Below are 17872 nucleotides of genomic sequence, written 5' to 3' on the forward strand. Positions count from 1 at the left end.
CCCGACCTCTGGAAGACTCCGAGAGCATGAGCGAGACGACGTCGAGCAGGCCGCACTGGGCCAGCCGCTGGGAGAACAGGTTCGACGCGGCCCTCGCGAGCGTGCTGAGGCGACGGGGCTGGGAGCCGCGCATCGAGCCGTACACGGGCTACGGCCTCGCGGCCACCGACCCAGGCGACGCGGGCTACCTAGGCGACGGCTGGGTCCGCGTGCTCGGCCGCGTCGTGCTCGCCCCCCGCCAGGCCGGAGCCGCCAAGCACGGCTCCCTGGGTGACCCGACAGCACTCCCCGAGTCCTCTGCCCCGACCCCCCGCCGTCTCGGGCGGCCACGCGCCGAGGGGCCGGAGCCGCTACGTGCCGTGCGCGGGTGGCGCAGCTTCCTCACGGCACAGCTCCCTGGCGCCCACGTGATCGTGACCGTCGACGGGCACGAGCACCGCACGGTCGCCGACCGAGGGGGCTACGTCGACGTCGTCGTCTCGTCGGGACTCGGCGAGGGATGGCACGAGGTGAGCGTCCGGCCCGCGGAGGACGGCCCGACGGTCAGCGCCCCGGTCCGGGTCGTCGGTCGCCAGGTGCGCACCGGGCTCGTGTCCGACGTCGACGACACCGTCATGGTGACCTCGCTGCCACGTCCCCTCACCGCGATCTGGAACCTGCTGGTCCTGCACGAGGACGCCCGCCGACCGGTCCGCGGGATGGCCGACCTCTACGCGGAGATCGACTCCCTCGAGGACCAGCTCCCGGTCGTGTACCTGTCGACCAACACCTGGAACGGGGCGGCCGCGCTGCGACGGTTCTTCGCCTTCCACGGCCTGCCTGCGGGCCCCATGCTGCTGACCGACTGGGGTCCCACCAACACCGGGTGGTTCCGCAGCGGCCGCGAGCACAAGTTCCACAGCCTCGAGCGCCTGGCGCGCGAGCTCCCGCACGTGCGCTGGATCCTTGTCGGCGACGACGGCCAGCACGACCCCCTCGTCTACAACCGGTTCGCGCAGATGTACCCCGACCACGTCCGGGCGATCGCGATCCGTCAGCTGAGCCCCGGCGAGCAGGTCCTCGCGCACGGGGCGCCCACCCCCACGGTCCAGGCTCGGGCCGGCATGTCGGCCGGTGCGGGCCCCGCCATCCCCGTGGTCAGCGCGCCCGACGGGGCGCGGCTGCGACGCTCCCTGCGCGCGGCGGGCGTCCTGCCGGGCGGGCCTGCGACGATGGACGCATGAAGGTCTCGCGCCGCGCCCAGGTCCCACCCTTCGCCGTGATGGAGGTGCTCGCCGCGGCGAACGCACGCCGCGCGGCCGGGGAGCCCGTCCTCAACCTCTGCGCGGGCGAGCCGTCGACCGGGGCGTCCGAGGTGGTCCGCCAGCGGGCGGTCGACCTCCTGCAGACCGGTGACCTCGGGTACACCGAGGCCCTGGGGGCGCCTGCGCTGCGCGCCGCGATCGCCGAGCACTACGGCCGCTGGTACGACGTCGAGGTCTCCGCCTCCCGGGTCGCCGTGACCACGGGCTCGTCCGGCGGGTTCATGCTCGCCTTCCTGGCCGCCTTCGACGTCGGCGACAGGGTCGCGCTCGCCCGGCCGGGGTACCCGGCGTACAAGAACATCCTCACGGCGCTCGGCTGCGAGGTCGTCGAGCTCGACTGCGGACCTGCCACCCGGTACCAGCCGACGCTCTCCCAGCTGCAGGAGGCCTACTACGGCGGCGGCCTCGACGGTCTGGTGCTCGCGAGCCCTGCCAACCCGACCGGGACGATGGTCTCGCCCGACGACCTCGCGGGCATCGCCGCCTGGTGCGCCGACTTCGACGTGCGTCTGGTGAGCGACGAGATCTACCACGGCATCACCTACGGGACCGGCGGGGCCCCGACGCCGACGGCGGCCTCGTACCTCGGCGACGGTGCCGTGGTCGTGTCGTCGTTCTCCAAGTACTGGGCGATGACCGGCTGGCGGCTGGGATGGCTGATCCTGCCTGACGACCTCGTCGCGCCGGTCGACGCGCTCGCGGGGAACGTCGCGCTGTGCCCGCCCGCTCTCGCTCAGCACGCCGGTGTCGCGGCCTTCAGCGACGAGGGGTACGCCGCGGCGCGCGCCAACGTCGCGCAGTACGCGGCCTCGCGGGAGAACGTCCTGTCCCGCCTGGACGACCTCGGGTGGGGGCCGGTGGCGCCGGCGGACGGGGCCTTCTACGTCTACGCTGACGTCTCGCGGTACGGCATGGACTCCGTCACCTACTGCGAGAGGCTGCTCGCCGAGACCGGGGTCGCGCTCACGCCCGGGACCGACTTCGACTCGGTCGCGGGGACTGCGTGGGTCCGGTTGTCGTTCGCGGCCGCGCCCGAGGTCGTGTCCGAGGCGGTCGACCGCGTCATCGCCTGGCAGCGCGCGCTCTGAGCAGCGCTGCTGCTCCTGGGACCAGGTCGCCGAGACCTGGTGAAGGCCTCGTGCGGTCCGGGCAGATGGTGCGCCAGCCGGGCCGGGCGACGGTACGTTGTCCCGGATGTCTTCTGCGACCGTGACCCCGCCCCAGACGCCCTCCCTCGACGGCGTGGCCGGGTGGGCAGTCGAGCTCATGGAGACGCTGGGCGTCGTCGGAGCCGGGATCGCGGTCGCTCTCGCGAACTTCTTCCCGCCGATCCCCAGCGAGGTCATCCTCCCGCTCGCCGGGTTCACCGCCAGCCAGGGCAGCTTCGGCTACGTCGAGGCCGTGGTCTGGACCACCGTCGGGTCGGTCGTGGGGTCCACGATCCTCTACCTGGTAGGGGCTGCTGTCGGTCGCGACCGCACACGCCGCTTCATGGCGCGGGTACCCCTGGTGAGCGTCGAGGACGTCGACAAGGGCGAGGCGTTCTTCCTGCGGCACGGCAAGAAGGCCGTGTTCCTCGGCTGCATGGTGCCCGTGGTCCGCACCCTCGTCTCGATCCCCGCGGGCGTCGAGCGCATGTCGATCTGGCTCTTCATGGGCTTGACCGGGCTCGGCAGCCTGCTCTGGAACACGCTGTTCGTCACCGCCGGGTTCCTCCTCGGCGAGCGGTGGTACGTCGTGGAGTCGTTCTCCGGCCCGGCCAAGATCGCCGTCATCAGCATCGGCACCCTGCTGGTGCTGTGGTTCGTGCTCGTCAAGCTCCGGGCACGGCGCCTCAGCGCGCCGGTCGTCGCACCCGACCCCACGGCCTGAGGCGCTCCCGGGGCATACCGGAGCACGGTCGAGGCTCCACCTGGACCAGGTGGTCTGGACCAGGTAGACGGGAGTGGATAGGGTGGTGTCATGTCCACGGTGGTGAATGTCCAAGAGGCCAAGGCACACCTCTCGCAGCTGCTCGCCCGCGCCGAGGCAGGAGAAGACGTAGTGATCGGCCGGGCGCACCGGCCGGTGGTACGCCTCGTCCCGGTCGACGCGACCCCCGGGCGGACCTTCGGCACGATGCGCAACCTGGTCGTCCCCGACGACTTCGACGCTCCGCTGCCTGCCGACGAGCTGGCGGCCTGGGACCAGTGAGCACCTATCTCCTGGACACCCACGTGTTCCTGTGGCTCCTCAGCGAGCCGGAACGCATCGACGTCGGGGTACGGGAGACGCTCGCAGACCCCGAGCACACCCTGCTCGTCTCCGCGGTCTCAGGCTTGGAGATCGCTACCAAGACCCGCCTCGGAAAGCTCGACGGCCTCGCCGTCGTGACCACATGGCGTCACGCCGTCGCGAGCATCGGGGCGCGCGAGCTGGCCATCAGCGGCGAGCACGCGGTGCTGGCAGGGTCGATGCTGTGGGAGCATCGCGACCCCTTCGACCGGCTGCTGGTCGCCCAGGCCACCCTCGAGCCGGCCACCCTGGTCACGCGAGACGCCGTGATCGTCGGGCACGAGCGTGTTGCGGTCCTGCCTGCCTGAGACGGGACCTGCGGCCTCGGATCGTCCCGCGGCAGGATAGCGGGATCCCTCCCGCCGACGGTCATGTCCGAAACGTGCCAGACGCCGGTCGTCGCCCGGCGCTTGACTGGTCCGCATGACCTTGACGACGCTCGATCGAGCACACCGGTTCCGTTCCCTCCACGACCCCCGTCACCCCCTCCTCCTCTCCACCGTCTGGGACGTGGCCAGCGCGCTCGTCGCCCAGGACGCGGGCGCTCCGGCGCTCGCCACGACGAGCGCCGGTGTCGCCTGGTCGCGCGGTCTCCCCGACGGTGACCACCTCGGCCGGGCCGAGGCGCTGGCCGTGGTGGCAGCCGTCGTCGGCGCCGTGCAGGTCCCGGTGTCGGCGGACCTGGAGGGCGGGTACGCCGAGACCGCGGCCGGTGTCTCCGAGACCGTCCGAGGAGTCGTCCAGGCCGGGGCTGTCGGCATCAACCTCGAGGACGGCGCGCGGTCCCCCGAGGAGACCGGACGCCGCGTCGCCGCCGCCCGGGTCGCTGCGGACGACGAGGGGGTGCCGCTGTTCGTCAACGCCCGGTGCGACGTGTACCTGCGGGGGCTCGTCGAGCCGGGTGCCTGCCTGGTCGAGACGGTCCGCAGGGCCACGCGCTACGTCGACGCCGGGGCCGACGGCATCTTCGTCCCGGGGGTCGTAGACCCTGAGACCATCGCCGCGCTCGCAGCGTCTCTGCCGGTCCCGCTCAACGTCATGGTCGGTCCTGGCGCACCGGCGCCGACCGAGCTCTCAGGGCTCGGCGTCGCCCGGGCGAGCCTGGGGTCGGCCGTCGCACAGGCGGCGTACACCGCCGTCCGCAGGGCGACCGTCGACCTGCTCGACGGCGGCACCTATGACTCTCTGACGGGAGCGCTGGGCTACGCCGAGGTCGACGGGCTCCTGCACGCGGCAGCGGCGCACCGAGAAGGGCGGACCGAGCGGCCCGGGGGAGGACGATAGGAGCGTGAGCGCCGACCACCGACCGCCAGCCCCCGCAGACCCGGCCACCCCCCGCCAGCCGGCCTGCGTGCCCGGCGACCCGCTGTTCGCCGAGCGCTACGCGGCGATCGACGCCCGCGACACCCGGTTCGACGGGCAGTTCGTCACGGCCGTGTCGAGCACCGGCATCTACTGCCGCCCGTCCTGCCCGGCGCGCACCCCGAAGCCGGCCCACACGGCCTTCTACCGGACGTCGGCCGCCGCGCACGAGGCCGGCTTCCGCGCCTGCCGACGCTGCCTCCCGGAGGCCACGCCCGGCACCCCCGAGTGGGACCTGCGACGCGACCTGACCGGTCGGGCGATGCGGCTCATCGCGGACGGGGTGGTCGACCGTGAGGGGGTGGACGGGCTGGCGGCCCGGCTCGGCTACACGTCACGGCACGTGCACCGCCTGCTGGTCGCCGAGCTGGGCGCCGGACCGACGGCGCTCGCCCGGGCGCAGCGCGCGCAGACGGCCCGCTCGCTGCTCGTCGGGACCGACCTCACGCTCGCCGAGGTGGCGTTCGCCTCAGGCTTCGGGTCGGTCCGCCAGTTCAACGAGACCGTCCGGCGGGTCTTCGCCGCGCGGCCCTCGGAGCTGCGCGCCCGTGCCCGCCGACCCGCGGCCCACGACGGGCTGGAGGTGGACGGGGCGCAGGTCCGGCTGGTCGTCGACCTCCCGGTCCGTCAGCCCTTCGACGCGGCCGGCGTGCTCGGCTTCCTCGCCGACCGGGCCGTCGCAGGCGTCGAGACGGCGACCACGGAGGACGACGGGACGATGCGCTACGCACGGACCCTCGACCTCCCGCACGGCCCGGGAGCCGTCGAGGTGGTCGCCGTCCGGCGTCAGGGGCGGTGGGAGATGCGGGCGCGCCTGGAGCTCGCCGCCCTCGGCGACGTCGCGCCGGCCGTCGCCCGTGTGCGACGCCTGCTCGACCTCGACGCCGACCCGGTGGCCGTCGACTCGGCGCTCGCGCAGGACCCGGCGCTGCGACCTCTCGTCGAAGAGCGTCCGGGGACCCGTGTGCCCGGAGCCGTCGACCCGCACGAGCTCGTGGTGCGCGCCGTGGTGGGGCAGCAGATCTCCGTCGCCGCCGCCCGCACCCACCTGGGCCGGCTCACCGCGCGGCTCGGCACGCCTTACCGCTCGGCGTTCGCGGGGCTCGACCGGCTGTTCCCGACGGCCGCACAGGTCGCAGCCGGGGTCCCGGTGCCGGCGGACGACGAGGTGCTCGACCCCGACAGGCCGCTGCGGCTGCCGCGGCGGTCGGTCCGGGCGGTCGTCTCCGTCGCACGTGCGCTCGCGGACGGGGACCTCGTGGTCGACGTCGGAGCCGATGCGGCGGCGCTGCGGGCCGAGCTGGTCGACCGCCCGGGCATCGGGCCGTGGACCGCGGCCTACGTGGCGATGCGGGTGCTGGGTGACCCGGACGCCTGGTTGCCCGGTGACGTGGCGCTCGTGGCCGGGGCGCGGGCCGTCGGTCTGCTCGGCACCGAGAAGACGACCTCTGCGGCGCACCGTGCGCTGGCAGAGGGTGCGTCGGTGTGGGCCCCGTGGCGGTCCTACGCCGTCGTGCACCTGTGGCGCGCGGCGTCAGTCTGAGGTCGCGAACATCTTCTGCTCGGGGTCGAGCGTGGTGAGGATGCGGCGGGCGATCTCGGCGAGCTGACCGACCTGCTCGGGCTCGAGCGCGTCGACGACGAGCTCGCGGGCCGTCCGGACGTGGCCGGGGGCTGCCTGGACGACCTTCTCCCAGCCGGCCTCGGTGAGGGTCGCGTTGGTCGCGCGCCCGTCCTCGGGGCAGGGCGACCGTTCGACGAGCCCGGCGGTCTCGAGCCGGGAGACCACGCGGGAGAGCCGGGGGAGGGTCGCGTTGGTGCGTGCTGCCAGCGCCGACATCCTCAGCCGGCGCCCCGGGGCCTCGGAGAGCATCGCGAGCGTGAAGTACTCGAAGTGGTTGAGGTCCGAGTCGCGGCCGAGCTGGGTGTCGAGCGCGCCGGGGAGCAGGGTGAGCACGGCCATGAGCCGCACCCAGGCGGTGTGCTCGTCGCTGTCGAGCCAGGTGACGTCGTCCATACCCCCACCCTACCGCCATTGGTTGACGCTACAACTAACCGGTGCTAGGTTACTTGTACATACAACAAACGGGGTCGTGAGACCCCCGGACGAGGAGCAACGATGACCACGGTGACGATCTTCGGTTCAGGGAACATGGGCAGCGCGATCGCAGGCGTCCTCGCGTCTGGCGGGGCCTCCGTCCAGCACGTCGGACGCGGCGAGACCGCGACCCTCACGGGCGACGTCGTCGTCCTCGCCGTCCCGTACCCCTCGGTGGCGGACATCGTCTCGACCTACGCCGACCAGCTCGCCGGCAAGGTCGTCGTCGACATCACCAACCCGCTGAACTTCGAGACCTTCGACTCGCTCGTCGTCCCGGCAGGCAGCTCCGCGACGGCCGAGATCGCCCGGGCGCTCCCGCAGTCGCACGTCCTCAAGGCCTTCAACACGAACTTCGCGGCCACCCTCGCGTCGGGCACCGTCGGCACGGACCGCACGACCGTCCTGGTCGCCGGTGACGACGAGGCGGCGAAGCAGACCCTCGTGGCGGCCGTCACCGCCGGCGGCCTCGACGCCGTCGACGCCGGGTCGCTCTCGCGGGCGCACGAGCTCGAGGCGATCGGCTTCCTGCAGCTCACGCTCGCCGCTCGCGAGGCGGTCTCCTGGACGGCAGGCTTCGCGCTCGTCCGCTGAGCATCGCCCGCACCGGACGCCCACCTCGTCCCAGCACGCAGCAGCGCCCCCGGCTCGACCAGCCGGGGGCGCTGCTGTCTCAGGACCTCAGCCTTTCAGCGCGTCACGCGCCGTGCGGCACGACGACCGCGCGGGCGGTGAGCTCGCCGGCCTCCATCTTCCGGTAGGCGTCGAGGGCGTCGGCGAGGGCGAAGCGCTCGACCTCGGGCGCGATCTTGCCGTCGCGGTACAGCGCGACGACCTCGTGGAGCTCTTCGATCGTGCCCCAGTAGGTGTTGGTGATGACCGACTCGTACGGCGTCGTGAAGAACGACCACTCGGCGGTGCCGCCGGCGATGCCGACCACTGTGAGGCGCGAGCCCTGCGCCATGACGGAGCGTGCGAGTCCGATGGTCGGGGTGACCCCGACGAAGTCGAAGGCCGCGTCGACGCCCTTGCCCCCGGTGATCTCACGGATGCGGTCGGCCTGGTCCGGACCGCTCGGGACGGTGATCGCGCCAGCAGCGGCGGCCTTCTCCATGGCCTCGGGCTTCATGTCCGTGGCGATGACGGTCGCGCCGGTGATCGCCGTGAGGATCTGCACCGCGATCTGCCCGAGCCCGCCGAGGCCGACGACGAGGGCGTAGCGCCCGCCGCCCGCGAGGTTCGGCAGGGAGAGCTTGATCGCGTGGTACGGCGTGAGGGCTGCGTCGGCGAGCGGTGCGGCGGTCACGGGGTCCGAGTCGCCGAGCGGCACGAGGTTGCGCGCGGGGACCGTGACGTACTCGGCCATGCCGCCGTCGCGGCCCAGGCCGGTGCCCAGGTAGGGCATGGTGGCGGCGTTCTCGCAGTAGGTGTCCTGGCCGCGCGAGCACGCCGCGCAGTGGCCGCAGCCGATCGGGCCGTACACGAGGTACGCGTCGCCGACCTCGAAGCCGGAGACGCCCTCGCCGACGGACTCGACCCAGCCGGAGCTCTCGTGGCCGAGGACGAAGCCGGGCTTCTGCGCGCCGGGCTGACCCTCCTCGAAGTGGCTGTAGATCGACACGTCGGAGTGGCAGGCGCCCGCGCCGGCGACCTTGAGCAGGACCTCGCCAGGGCCGGGTGACGGCTTGTCGACCTCCTGGAGCGACGGGAAGGTCTTGTAGTCCGTGAACACGACAGCCTGCATGCGGGGCACTTCTCCTTGAATCGTCAACTACTGTCCCCCCACCGTATCTCTCCTCCGAGCCTCGTGGAGACCCTTGCCCACCTCGAGGTCGCGCCCGGTAGTCTTGTCCTCACAACCGAATGCAGCGCCGCTCGAACCTCGGTGGGAGAGCCCTGACGGGCAGCTCGCCGACCACACGACGTCAGGCGCCGAAGGAGCAAACCCTCCCCGGGAAACTCTCAGGCACCCGTACCGCCGAGGTGAGGCAACTCTGGACAGCAGGCGCGCGTGTCAAGCACCCGGACGCTCACCACGAGCGGACGACGCCGGCTGGCGCGCGCCTCACCGAAGGGGCAAGCCCGCACACCTCGCGGGCCAAACTCTCAGGTCGACCGGACGTCCCCGACGTCCCCACGGTCAGATGACAGAGCGGGGAGGGTCCACGCACGTGGTGCGCACCGAGTGCGCCCCCGACCCCCAGGAGCTCGTCGTGACCACCCCCGCACAGCACCGCCCCGAGTCCGCCCCCGGCGACGTGTTCGTCGACCGGCACATCGGCCCCCGCACAGGCACCGACGGCCGCGACGACGTCGCCCACATGCTCGGCCACCTCGGCTACGACTCGGTCGACGCGCTCATCGACGCCGCCGTCCCCGCGTCCATCCGCCTCGACGGGCCGCTCGACCTTCCCGCCGCGCGCACCGAGACCGAGGTCCTCGCAGACCTGCGCCGCCTCGCCAGCCAGAACGAGACCCGCGTCCAGATGATCGGCCAGGGGTACTGGGACACCGTCACCCCCGCCGTGATCCGACGCGGCGTCCTCGAGAACCCCGCCTGGTACACCGCCTACACGCCGTACCAGCCGGAGATCTCGCAGGGCCGCCTCGAGGCCCTCCTCAACTTCCAGACCGTGGTCTCCGACCTCACCGGCCTCGAGGTCGCCAACGCGTCGCTCCTCGACGAGGCCACCGCCGTCGCCGAGGCCGTCGCCCTCATGTGGCGCGCCGCCAAGCGCCCCGCCACGGCCGGGCCGGGCGTCGTCGTCCTCGACGCCGACCTCTTCCCGCAGACCGTCGCCGTCACCCTCGGCCGCGCCGAGGCCATCGGCCTCCCCGTGGTCGTCGCCGACCTCGACGCCGGCTACCAGGCCGGGGTCGACGCCGCGCTCGCCGCCGCCGGCCTCGAGGGCTCCGACGTCGTCGGCCTCGTCGTCCAGCAGCTCGGCGCGAGCGGCCAGGCCCGCGCGCTCGAGCCCCTCGTCACCGCCGCGAAGGAGGCCGGCGCGCTCGTCACCGTCGCGACCGACCTGCTCGCCCTCACGCTCTTCACCGCACCGGGCGACGTCGGTGCCGACATCGCCGTGGGCTCCGCGCAGCGCCTCGGCGTCCCGCTGTTCTTCGGCGGGCCGCACGCCGCCTTCATGTCCGTCCGCAAGGGGATCGAGCGCATGCTCCCCGGTCGCCTCGTCGGCGTGAGCGTCGACGCCGACGGAGACGTCGCCTACCGCCTCGCCCTGCAGACCCGCGAGCAGCACATCCGCCGCGAGAAGGCCACGAGCAACATCTGCACCGCGCAGGCGCTGCTCGCCATCGTCGCCTCGATGTACGCCGTCTACCACGGCCCCGCCGGGCTGCGGGCGATCGCGGAGCGCGTGCACGGTCACGCGCTCGCGCTCGCGGACCGCCTCCGCGGCGCCGAGCTCGACGTCGAGCACGCGGTCTTCTTCGACACCGTCCGCGTCGCCGTCCCTGGCACCGCCGCCGAGGTCGTGGCCCGCGCCGACGCCGCAGGGATCAACCTCTGGGCGCCGGACGCCGACCACGTGCAGGTCGCGTGCGACGAGACCACGACCGACGCGCACCTCGACGCCGTCGTCGAGGCCTTCGTCCCCGGGTCGAGCGCCTCGGGCTACTTCGTGTCCGTCGGCGACCTGCCCGCCGAGCACCGCCGGACCTCGGACTACCTCACGCACCCCGTGTTCCACGCGCACCGGTCCGAGACGCAGATGATGCGCTACCTGCGCACCCTCGCCGACAAGGACCTCGCGCTCGACCGCACGATGATCCCGCTCGGCTCGTGCACCATGAAGCTCAACGCCGCGATCCAGATGGAGCCGATCTCCTGGCCCGAGTACGCCGGGATCCACCCCTTCGCGCCGGCCGCGCAGACCGGCGGGTACGACGAGCTCATCGGCACCCTCGAGGCGAACCTCGCCGAGATCACGGGCTACGCCGCGGTCTCGGTGCAGCCGAACGCCGGCTCGCAGGGCGAGTTCGCGGGCCTGCTCGCGATCCGCAACTACCACCGCTCGCGCGACGAGGCGGGCCGCGACATCTGCCTCATCCCGGCCTCCGCGCACGGCACCAACGCCGCATCGGCCGCGATGGCGGGCATGCGCGTGGTGGTCGTCGCGACCGCCGACGACGGAGAGATCCTCCTCGACGACCTCCGGGCCAAGCTCGAGCAGCACGGCCCGCAGGTCGCGGCGATCATGATCACCTACCCCTCGACGCACGGCGTCTACGAGGACACCGTCCGTGAGGTGTGCGACCTCGTCCACGCCGCGGGCGGCCAGGTGTACATCGACGGTGCGAACCTCAACGCCCTCGTCGGTCTCGCGAAGCCCGGCCAGTTCGGCGGCGACGTCTCGCACCTCAACCTGCACAAGACCTTCTGCATCCCGCACGGCGGCGGCGGCCCCGGCGTCGGGCCGGTCGGCGTCGCGGAGCACCTCGTGCCGTTCCTGCCCGGAGCCGGCTCAGCACCCGTCTCGGCTGCGCCTGCGGGATCGGCCGGCATCCTCCCGATCCCGTACGCCTACGTGGCGCTCATGGGACCGGACGGCCTGCGCCGTGCGACGGAGACCGCGGTCGTCTCCGCGAACTACCTCGCGGTCCGTCTGCGGGACGCGTTCCCGGTCCTGTTCACCGGACCGGGCGGGCTCGTCGCCCACGAGTGCATCCTCGACCTGCGGCCGCTCACCGCGCAGACCGGGGTGACGGCCGAGGACGTGGCCAAGCGCCTCATGGACTACGGCTTCCACGCCCCGACCCTGTCGTTCCCGGTCCCCGGGACCCTCATGGTCGAGCCGACCGAGAGCGAGGACCTCGCGGAGATCGACCGCTTCGTCGACGCGATGCTCGCGATCCGCGCGGAGATCGACCAGGTGGCCGACGGCACCTGGGACCTCGCCGGGTCGCCGCTGCGCAACGCCCCGCACAGCGCGGCGTCCGTGGTCTCCGACGCGTGGGACAAGCCGTACTCGCGCGAGCTCGCGGCCTACCCCGTGGCCGCGCTGCGCGCCGCGAAGTACTGGCCGCCGGTCCGCCGCATCGACGGCGCCAAGGGCGACCGCAACCTCGTGTGCTCCTGCCCGCCGATCGAGGCCTACGCCGACGACGTCGCGGAGCCGACCGAGACCACCCTCGCGCACGCCGCGGTGGGCGCATGAGCACCCGGCGTCTGGCGACCGCCCACCTGACCGCACGCCCGACCACCCGCACGGCAGACGAGGACGACGCATGAGCACCGCACGCTCCACCCCACTGCACGACGAGCACCTGGCGCTCGGTGCCTCGATGACGGAGTTCGGCGGCTGGATGATGCCGCTGCGCTACGGCTCCGACATCGCCGAGCACACCGCGGTGCGCTCGGCCGCCGGGCTGTTCGACCTGTCCCACATGGGCGAGATCGAGGTGTCAGGACCGGGCGCCGGTGCGGCGCTCGACCACGCCCTCGTCGGGTGGCTCAGCACCCTCGAGGTCGGGCGTGCCCGCTACTCGATGATCGCCCAGGAGGACGGCGCAGTGGTCGACGACCTCGTCGTCTACCGCACGGCGGACGAGACCTTCCTCGTGGTGGCCAACGCCGGCAACGCCGAGGTGGTGCTCGCCGCGCTCGAGGAGCGGGTGGTGGGCTTCGACGCCCAGGTCACCTTCACCTCGCCCGAGGTCGCCCTGGTCGCGGTCCAGGGGCCGCGCGCCGCCGAGATCCTGCTGTCGCTCACCGCCGCCGAGCACCAGGACGCCGTGTCGTCGCTCAAGTACTACGCGATCACCCCGGCGACGGTGGCCGGTACCGACCTGCTGGTCGCGCGGACCGGCTACACCGGGGAGGACGGCTTCGAGCTCTTCGTCGAGAACGGTGCCGCCGTCGCGCTCTGGCGCGCGCTGCTCGTCGCCGGCGAGCCGCTCGGGCTCGTCCCGGCCGGCCTCTCCGCCCGCGACAGCCTGCGGCTCGAGGCCGGCATGCCGCTCTACGGGCACGAGCTCGACCTCACGACCACGCCCTTCGAGGCAGGTCTGGGACGTGTCGTCCGGCTCGACAAGACCGACGCCGACGGCGCTCCGGTCGACTTCGTGGGACGTGCGGCCCTCGAGGCGCGCAAGTCCTCGGAGCCCGCACGCGTCCTCGTCGGGCTCAAGGCGCTCGGCCGTCGGCCGGCCCGCGCCGGGTACCCGGTGGTGGTCGACGCCTCGAAGCTGGACCTCGTCATCGGCACCGTGACCTCCGGTGCCCCGTCGCCGACGCTCGGCTACCCCGTCGCGCTCGCCTACGTCACGCCCGAGTACTCTGCTGCCGGCACCCGCCTGGCGGTCGACGTCCGTGGCCGCGGTGAGGCCGTCGAGGTCGTCGAGACGCCGTTCTACCGCCGCCCGCGCGGCTGACCGCCCGCAGCCCCCACCCCTCCAGCCCCCGTCCCCGCACCGAACCCCAGGAGCACACCGTGTCGAACATCCCCGCAGACCTCACCTACACCGCCGAGCACGAGTGGCTGACCTCGGACAGCCCGGCGACCGTCGGCATCACCTGGAACGCCCAGGACGCGCTCGGCGACATCGTCTACCTCGAGCTCCCGGCCGTCGGAACCCAGATCGAGGCCGGCTCCGTGGTCGGCGAGGTCGAGTCGACCAAGTCGGTGTCCGAGCTGTTCTCGCCGGTGAGCGGCACCGTCGTCGAGGTCAACGACGAGGCTGTCGCGAACCCGGAGATCGTGAACTCCGACCCGTATGGTGCAGGATGGCTCGTGAAGGTCGAGGTCACCTCGACCGGGCCCGTCCTCACCGCCGAGGAGTACGCCGCGCAGGTCGGTTCGTAGTCGTCTGGCAGCAACCTGCCACATGTGGGGGCTTGTCGGTTCGGTGGATGATGTGTTGGATGACCTCTAGGAGTGGATGAATTCTGCACCACACCGTGACATGTGATACTCATCACACACGCGGTTCGGTGGTGGGGGTACTGAACGGCCGGGAACGTTCGATGTGGTAGATCACAGCATCGGACGACCCGACGGACAGATCCGCGTCCAGTCGGTGTCGTTGCGGCTCGTGAGAGTCGCAGGGTGGGAGGGGGCGTCCACATGTCACGCGACGTTCTTCTCGCCTCGACCAGAAGTCGAAGTACCCGGACGCAAGGACCAGAGACGCTGGACCGCCGGGAAATGTTGGAGGAAGAATGACGACGACGGAGATCTCGGGATCCGCCAGGCCTACGACCGGCTCGCTCACGCGACGTGAGCGTGTGGTGCTCTCCAACCTCACCGAAGAAGTGACCCTCGAGCAGATCGCCTCGAAGCTCTACGTCACGCGCAACACCGTGAAGTCCCAGGTGCGCAGCGTGTACCGCAAGCTCGGTGTCTCGACCCGCGCCGAAGCGGTCGAGTGGGCTCGCGCCGCAGGTCTGTACACCGACGAAGGCTGCCCCGGTGCGCCCCTCGGGGCGCGCCGCGCCCTGACTCGAGCAGCACGCCTGCGGCCGGTGCGTCATCGGCCGTTACCCGGCGTTACCCGCCGGACACGGAAGACCTGAGAAACTGGTCTGCATGCAGACCCCCGTCCTCGTCGTCGCCGCAGTGATCGTCGACGACCTCGCGCGCCCGACGGCTTTCCTCGGCGCGCGCCGGTCACGTCCAGCCCACCTCGTGGGCCGCTGGGAGTTCCCCGGCGGCAAGGTCGACCCCGGTGAGACCCCCGAGCAGGCGCTGCACCGCGAGATCTGCGAGGAGCTCGGCGTCACCGTCGAGCTGGGTGACGAGGTCGTCGGCCCGGACGCCGGCGGCTGGACCATCACGGACCGGCACGTCATGCGCCTGTGGTTCGCCCGCGTCGTCGCGGGGGAGCCCGCGCCGCTCGTCGAGCACGACGAGCTGCGGTGGCTCGCCCCCGCGGAGTTCGACGACGTCCCGTGGCTCGACGGGGACGTCCGTATCGTCGAGCACATCACCGGGTACTTCGACAGCGCCTCCGTCGCGGCCGGCTGAGCTGGCTCCTCGCGTCAGGCCGGCCGCCGCGCCTACCAGGCGGAGGGCTTGTAGTCCTTGAGGAAGCAGCCGAACACGTCCTCGCCGAGCTCGCCCCGGACGATCGGGTCGTAGACCCGCGCGGCCCCGTCGACGAGGTCCAGGGGGGCGTGGAAGCCCTCCTCGGCCAGGCGGACCTTGGTGGTGTGCGGACGCTCGTCCGTGATCCACCCGGTGTCGACGCTCGTCATGAGGATCTGGTCGGACTCGAACATCTCGCGGGCGCTGGTGCGCGTGAGCATGTTGACCGCGGCCTTGGCCATGTTGGTGTGCGGGTGCCCCGGGCCCTTGTAGCCGCGGGAGAACTGCCCCTCCATCGCCGAGACGTTGACGATGTAGGTGCGGTCGGCGGCGGCCTGGCGCATGGACTCGCGCAGCCGGCTGATGAGGATGAACGGCGCGGTGCTGTTGCACAGCTGGACCTCGAGGAGCTCGAGGGCGTCGACGTCCTCGACGTTCTGCACCCAGGAGTTGGTCGAGACGAGGTCGGGGACCAGCCCGCCGGCGTCGATGGCGGTCGCGTTGGCCACGCGCTCCATCGAGGCCGAGCCCGCGGTGAGCGCCAGCTTGGTGAGGAGGTCTGCCGAGGTGACCGACGCGTGGGCGACGGCCGTGGCCTCGGCGGGCACCGTGCCCTCGAGGGAGGCCGGGTGGGTGTCGTGGCTGCGACCGAAGGTCAGGGTCTCCGGGAGGTAGCCTGCGGGCAGCTCGGAGTCCTCGGCTGCCGCGAGCGGCGCGTAGGCACCGGGGGAGCGGCGCACGGTCTGGGCCGCGTTGTTGATGAGGATGTCGAGGGGCCCCTGTGCTGCGACGTCGTCGGCGAGCGCGACCACCTGGGCCGGGTCGCGCAGGTCGATGCCGATGATCCGGAGCCGGTGGATCCAGTCGGCCGAGTCCTCCATGGCCTTGAACCGGCGGATGGCGTCGTTGGGGAACCGCGTGGTGATGGTGGTGTGCGCGCCGTCGCGCAGCAGGCGCAGGGCGATGTACATGCCGATCTTGGCGCGTCCACCGGTGAGCAGCGCGCGCTTGCCCGAGAGGTCGGTCCGCGCGTCGCGGCGCGACCGGTTGAGGGCGGCGCAGTCGGGGCACAGCTGGTGGTAGAACACGTCGACGTCGTGGTACTGCTCCTTGCAGACGTAGCACGCCTGCGACTTGATGAGCCGGCCGGCGGAGTGCCCGGTCGCCGCGGGCAGGAGCTCGAGACCCTGCGTCTCGTCGTCGATGCGGGTCGGTGCCCCTGTCGCGGTCGCGGCGATGACGGCGTTGTCCGCCGAGCGGATCGCCTCCTTCGCGCTGTCGCGGCGCTGCTTCTTGACCGTCTTGTAGAGACGGGCCGTGGCGCGCTGGAGCGCGATCTTGTCGGGGTGCTCCGGCTCGAGCGCGTCGGCGGCCTCGAGCACCCGGATGGCAGCAGCGAGCTCGGCAGGATCGATAGGCATGTGGACGATTATCCCTCGGATCGGTGCCGTCTCGGCACTGCCTTGGTCACACGTGCGGGCCGGGCGGAGGGCCTTCACAGTGACCACCCAGGAACGCCGCACCGCACGCCCGTCCCGTCCCTAGGCTGACCTGCGTCGACGGTGCCCGCAGGGGGTGCCGGGTCGTCGTCGGTGCCGACGCGCGACCTGCGACGAGGCGAGGGGGTCGTCGTGGTCAGGACCAGCAGGGGGAGCTCGGGGCGACGCCATGCCGCCGCCCACCGGGCGGGCAGGGGAGCAGGTCGGGTGCCGCGGGTCGTCGCCCTCGGGGTCGTGGGCGCCGTGACCTTCGGTGCGACCGCGGTGGCGACCCAGTACGTGCGGCTCGACGGGTCGCTCCAGGGCACGGAGGAGTTCCGGGGGCTCGTGGGACCGCCGGTCGCGGACCCGACGCCCGTCGACCCGGAGGACCCGGGTGCGGGCCGGGACCGCGACGTGCTGGTCATGGCCATCGACGACAGGTCGGGCGAGAACGCCGAGCTCGGCGGGTACGTGGACGGGGCTCGCTCCGACACGACGATGCTCGTCCACGTCTCGGCCGACCGCAGGAGGGTCGACGTCGTGTCGATCGCCCGGGACACCCGCGCGACGGTCCCCGCCTGCAACCTCACGACGACACCGGGGGAGCGGCTCTCCGCACCGGTCACGGCCAAGTTCAACGCGGCCTTCGCCACGGGCGCGAGCGCTGCCACGGGTGACCCGGCCACGGACCTGCTGCTCGCAGCCGCCTGCACGATCTACACGGTGCAGGAGATGACCGGGGTGCAGGTGGACGACTTCGTGGTGGTGGACTTCGTCGGCTTCCGCGACATGGTCGACGCGGTCGACGGCATCGACGTCTCGGTCCCCGAGGCGGTGGTCCCGCACCGGTACAACACGCTCGCCCTCGACGCCGGCCTGCACCACATGGACGGGTGGCTCGCGCTCGAGTACGCACGGGTGCGGTACGGGGTCGGGGACAACTCCGACACCCAGCGGCAGCCGCGTCAGCAGTCCGTGGTCGCCGCGCTGGCCGAGAAGGTCATGTCACCCCGGGTCCTGAGCGACCCGGTCGCGCTGAGCAGGTTCCTGGGGGCGTCGACCGCGTCGCTCACGCTCTCTCCCGGTCTCGACTCGATCAAGGAGATCACCGGGCTGGGCTGGAGCATGCGCTCGCTCGACGCGGACGCGATCACCTTCGCGACGGTCCCCGCGGCTGCCGCCGACGACGGGTACGTCGCGTGGACCCCCGAGGCCGACGAGCTCTGGGAGGCGGTGCGGACAGACCAGCCGATCACCGGGATCTCGACGGCGACGCCCTACGCGCAGGCCCGGGGGTGACCGGGGCCCGCG

Annotated in this window: 16 protein-coding genes, 1 pseudogene and 1 riboswitch; of the genes and pseudogenes, 14 read left to right on the plus strand and 3 right to left on the minus strand. The window is 72.5% G+C overall.

Annotated features, from left to right (window positions below; all coding sequences use genetic code 11):
• The first annotated feature begins 26 nt into the window (after positions 1 to 26).
• The 7 genes from SKED_RS00175 (at position 27) to SKED_RS00205 (ending at position 6483) form a co-directional block, all read left to right on the plus strand.
• Positions 27 to 1223, plus strand: coding sequence for an App1 family protein phosphatidate phosphatase (locus SKED_RS00175; protein ID WP_042438230.1), 1197 nt, complete (start codon positions 27 to 29; stop codon positions 1221 to 1223).
• On the plus strand, positions 1220 to 2392 hold the full coding sequence (locus tag SKED_RS00180; protein WP_012865082.1) for a pyridoxal phosphate-dependent aminotransferase: 1173 nt from the start codon (positions 1220 to 1222) through the stop codon (positions 2390 to 2392). Before SKED_RS00175 ends, SKED_RS00180 begins: the two co-directional genes overlap by 4 nt.
• A 106-nt stretch (positions 2393 to 2498) precedes the next feature.
• Complete coding sequence (locus SKED_RS00185) at positions 2499 to 3176, plus strand: DedA family protein (protein WP_012865083.1); 678 nt, start codon at positions 2499 to 2501, stop codon at positions 3174 to 3176.
• Between the two features lie 90 nt (positions 3177 to 3266).
• Positions 3267 to 3497 (plus strand): type II toxin-antitoxin system Phd/YefM family antitoxin, encoded by a 231-nt coding sequence (locus SKED_RS00190; protein ID WP_042437634.1) that lies wholly within the window; start codon positions 3267 to 3269, stop codon positions 3495 to 3497.
• A complete protein-coding gene (locus SKED_RS00195; protein ID WP_012865085.1) occupies positions 3494 to 3886 on the plus strand; it encodes a type II toxin-antitoxin system VapC family toxin in 393 nt (130 codons plus the stop codon). The genes SKED_RS00190 and SKED_RS00195 overlap by 4 nt, the downstream gene beginning before the upstream one ends.
• A gap of 115 nt (positions 3887 to 4001) precedes the next feature.
• The gene (locus SKED_RS00200; protein WP_012865086.1) at positions 4002 to 4862 is read left to right on the plus strand and encodes an isocitrate lyase/PEP mutase family protein; all 861 of its coding nucleotides are present in this window, start codon (positions 4002 to 4004) and stop codon (positions 4860 to 4862) included.
• A 67-nt stretch (positions 4863 to 4929) separates the two neighbouring features.
• A complete protein-coding gene (locus SKED_RS00205) occupies positions 4930 to 6483 on the plus strand; it encodes an AlkA N-terminal domain-containing protein (RefSeq protein WP_012865087.1) in 1554 nt (517 codons plus the stop codon).
• Here the strand turns inward: SKED_RS00205 and SKED_RS00210 are convergent.
• Positions 6475 to 6957, minus strand: a complete 483-nt coding sequence (locus tag SKED_RS00210; protein WP_012865088.1) for a MarR family winged helix-turn-helix transcriptional regulator — start codon at positions 6955 to 6957, stop codon at positions 6475 to 6477. The two genes, SKED_RS00205 and SKED_RS00210, sit on opposite strands and share 9 nt — an antisense overlap.
• A gap of 102 nt (positions 6958 to 7059) precedes the next feature.
• Between SKED_RS00210 and SKED_RS00215 the strand changes: the two genes are divergently transcribed.
• Entirely contained in the window at positions 7060 to 7632 is a 573-nt protein-coding gene (locus SKED_RS00215) for an NADPH-dependent F420 reductase (protein WP_012865089.1), read from the plus strand.
• A 103-nt stretch (positions 7633 to 7735) separates the two neighbouring features.
• Here SKED_RS00215 and SKED_RS00220 read toward each other — a convergent pair whose 3' ends face one another.
• Entirely contained in the window at positions 7736 to 8782 is a 1047-nt protein-coding gene (locus SKED_RS00220; RefSeq protein ID WP_012865090.1) for an NAD(P)-dependent alcohol dehydrogenase, read from the minus strand.
• Positions 8783 to 8914: 132 nt separating this feature from the next.
• Positions 8915 to 9026, plus strand: a riboswitch (glycine riboswitch).
• 156 nt (positions 9027 to 9182) lie between these two features.
• Between SKED_RS00220 and gcvP the strand changes: the two genes are divergently transcribed.
• From gcvP to SKED_RS00245, 5 genes and pseudogenes are all read left to right on the plus strand, one after another.
• Positions 9183 to 12212 carry an aminomethyl-transferring glycine dehydrogenase gene (gene gcvP / locus SKED_RS00225; protein ID WP_081447865.1) on the plus strand — a complete coding sequence of 1010 codons (3030 nt, stop codon included), beginning with the start codon at positions 9183 to 9185 and terminating at the stop codon, positions 12210 to 12212.
• Between the two features lie 70 nt (positions 12213 to 12282).
• Positions 12283 to 13428: a glycine cleavage system aminomethyltransferase GcvT gene (gene gcvT, locus SKED_RS00230; protein WP_012865092.1), complete on the plus strand. Its 1146-nt coding sequence runs from the start codon at positions 12283 to 12285 to the stop codon at positions 13426 to 13428.
• A 59-nt stretch (positions 13429 to 13487) separates the two neighbouring features.
• Positions 13488 to 13859, plus strand: coding sequence for a glycine cleavage system protein GcvH (gene gcvH, locus SKED_RS00235; RefSeq protein WP_012865093.1), 372 nt, complete (start codon positions 13488 to 13490; stop codon positions 13857 to 13859).
• A gap of 356 nt (positions 13860 to 14215) precedes the next feature.
• Positions 14216 to 14443, plus strand: a pseudogene (locus tag SKED_RS20590) (LuxR C-terminal-related transcriptional regulator); the annotation flags it as partial.
• A 139-nt stretch (positions 14444 to 14582) separates the two neighbouring features.
• Positions 14583 to 15020 carry a (deoxy)nucleoside triphosphate pyrophosphohydrolase gene (locus SKED_RS00245; protein ID WP_012865094.1) on the plus strand — a complete coding sequence of 146 codons (438 nt, stop codon included), beginning with the start codon at positions 14583 to 14585 and terminating at the stop codon, positions 15018 to 15020.
• Positions 15021 to 15052: 32 nt separating this feature from the next.
• On the opposite strand, the gene SKED_RS00250 is transcribed toward SKED_RS00245, so the two are convergent.
• Entirely contained in the window at positions 15053 to 16501 is a 1449-nt protein-coding gene (locus tag SKED_RS00250) for an SDR family NAD(P)-dependent oxidoreductase (RefSeq protein WP_012865095.1), read from the minus strand.
• Between the two features lie 285 nt (positions 16502 to 16786).
• Between SKED_RS00250 and SKED_RS00255 the strand changes: the two genes are divergently transcribed.
• Entirely contained in the window at positions 16787 to 17860 is a 1074-nt protein-coding gene (locus tag SKED_RS00255; protein ID WP_012865096.1) for an LCP family protein, read from the plus strand.
• Positions 17861 to 17872: the final 12 nt, after the last annotated feature.

The organism is Sanguibacter keddieii DSM 10542 (assembly GCF_000024925.1).
GTDB classification, from domain to species: Bacteria; Actinomycetota; Actinomycetes; order Actinomycetales; family Cellulomonadaceae; genus Sanguibacter; species Sanguibacter keddieii.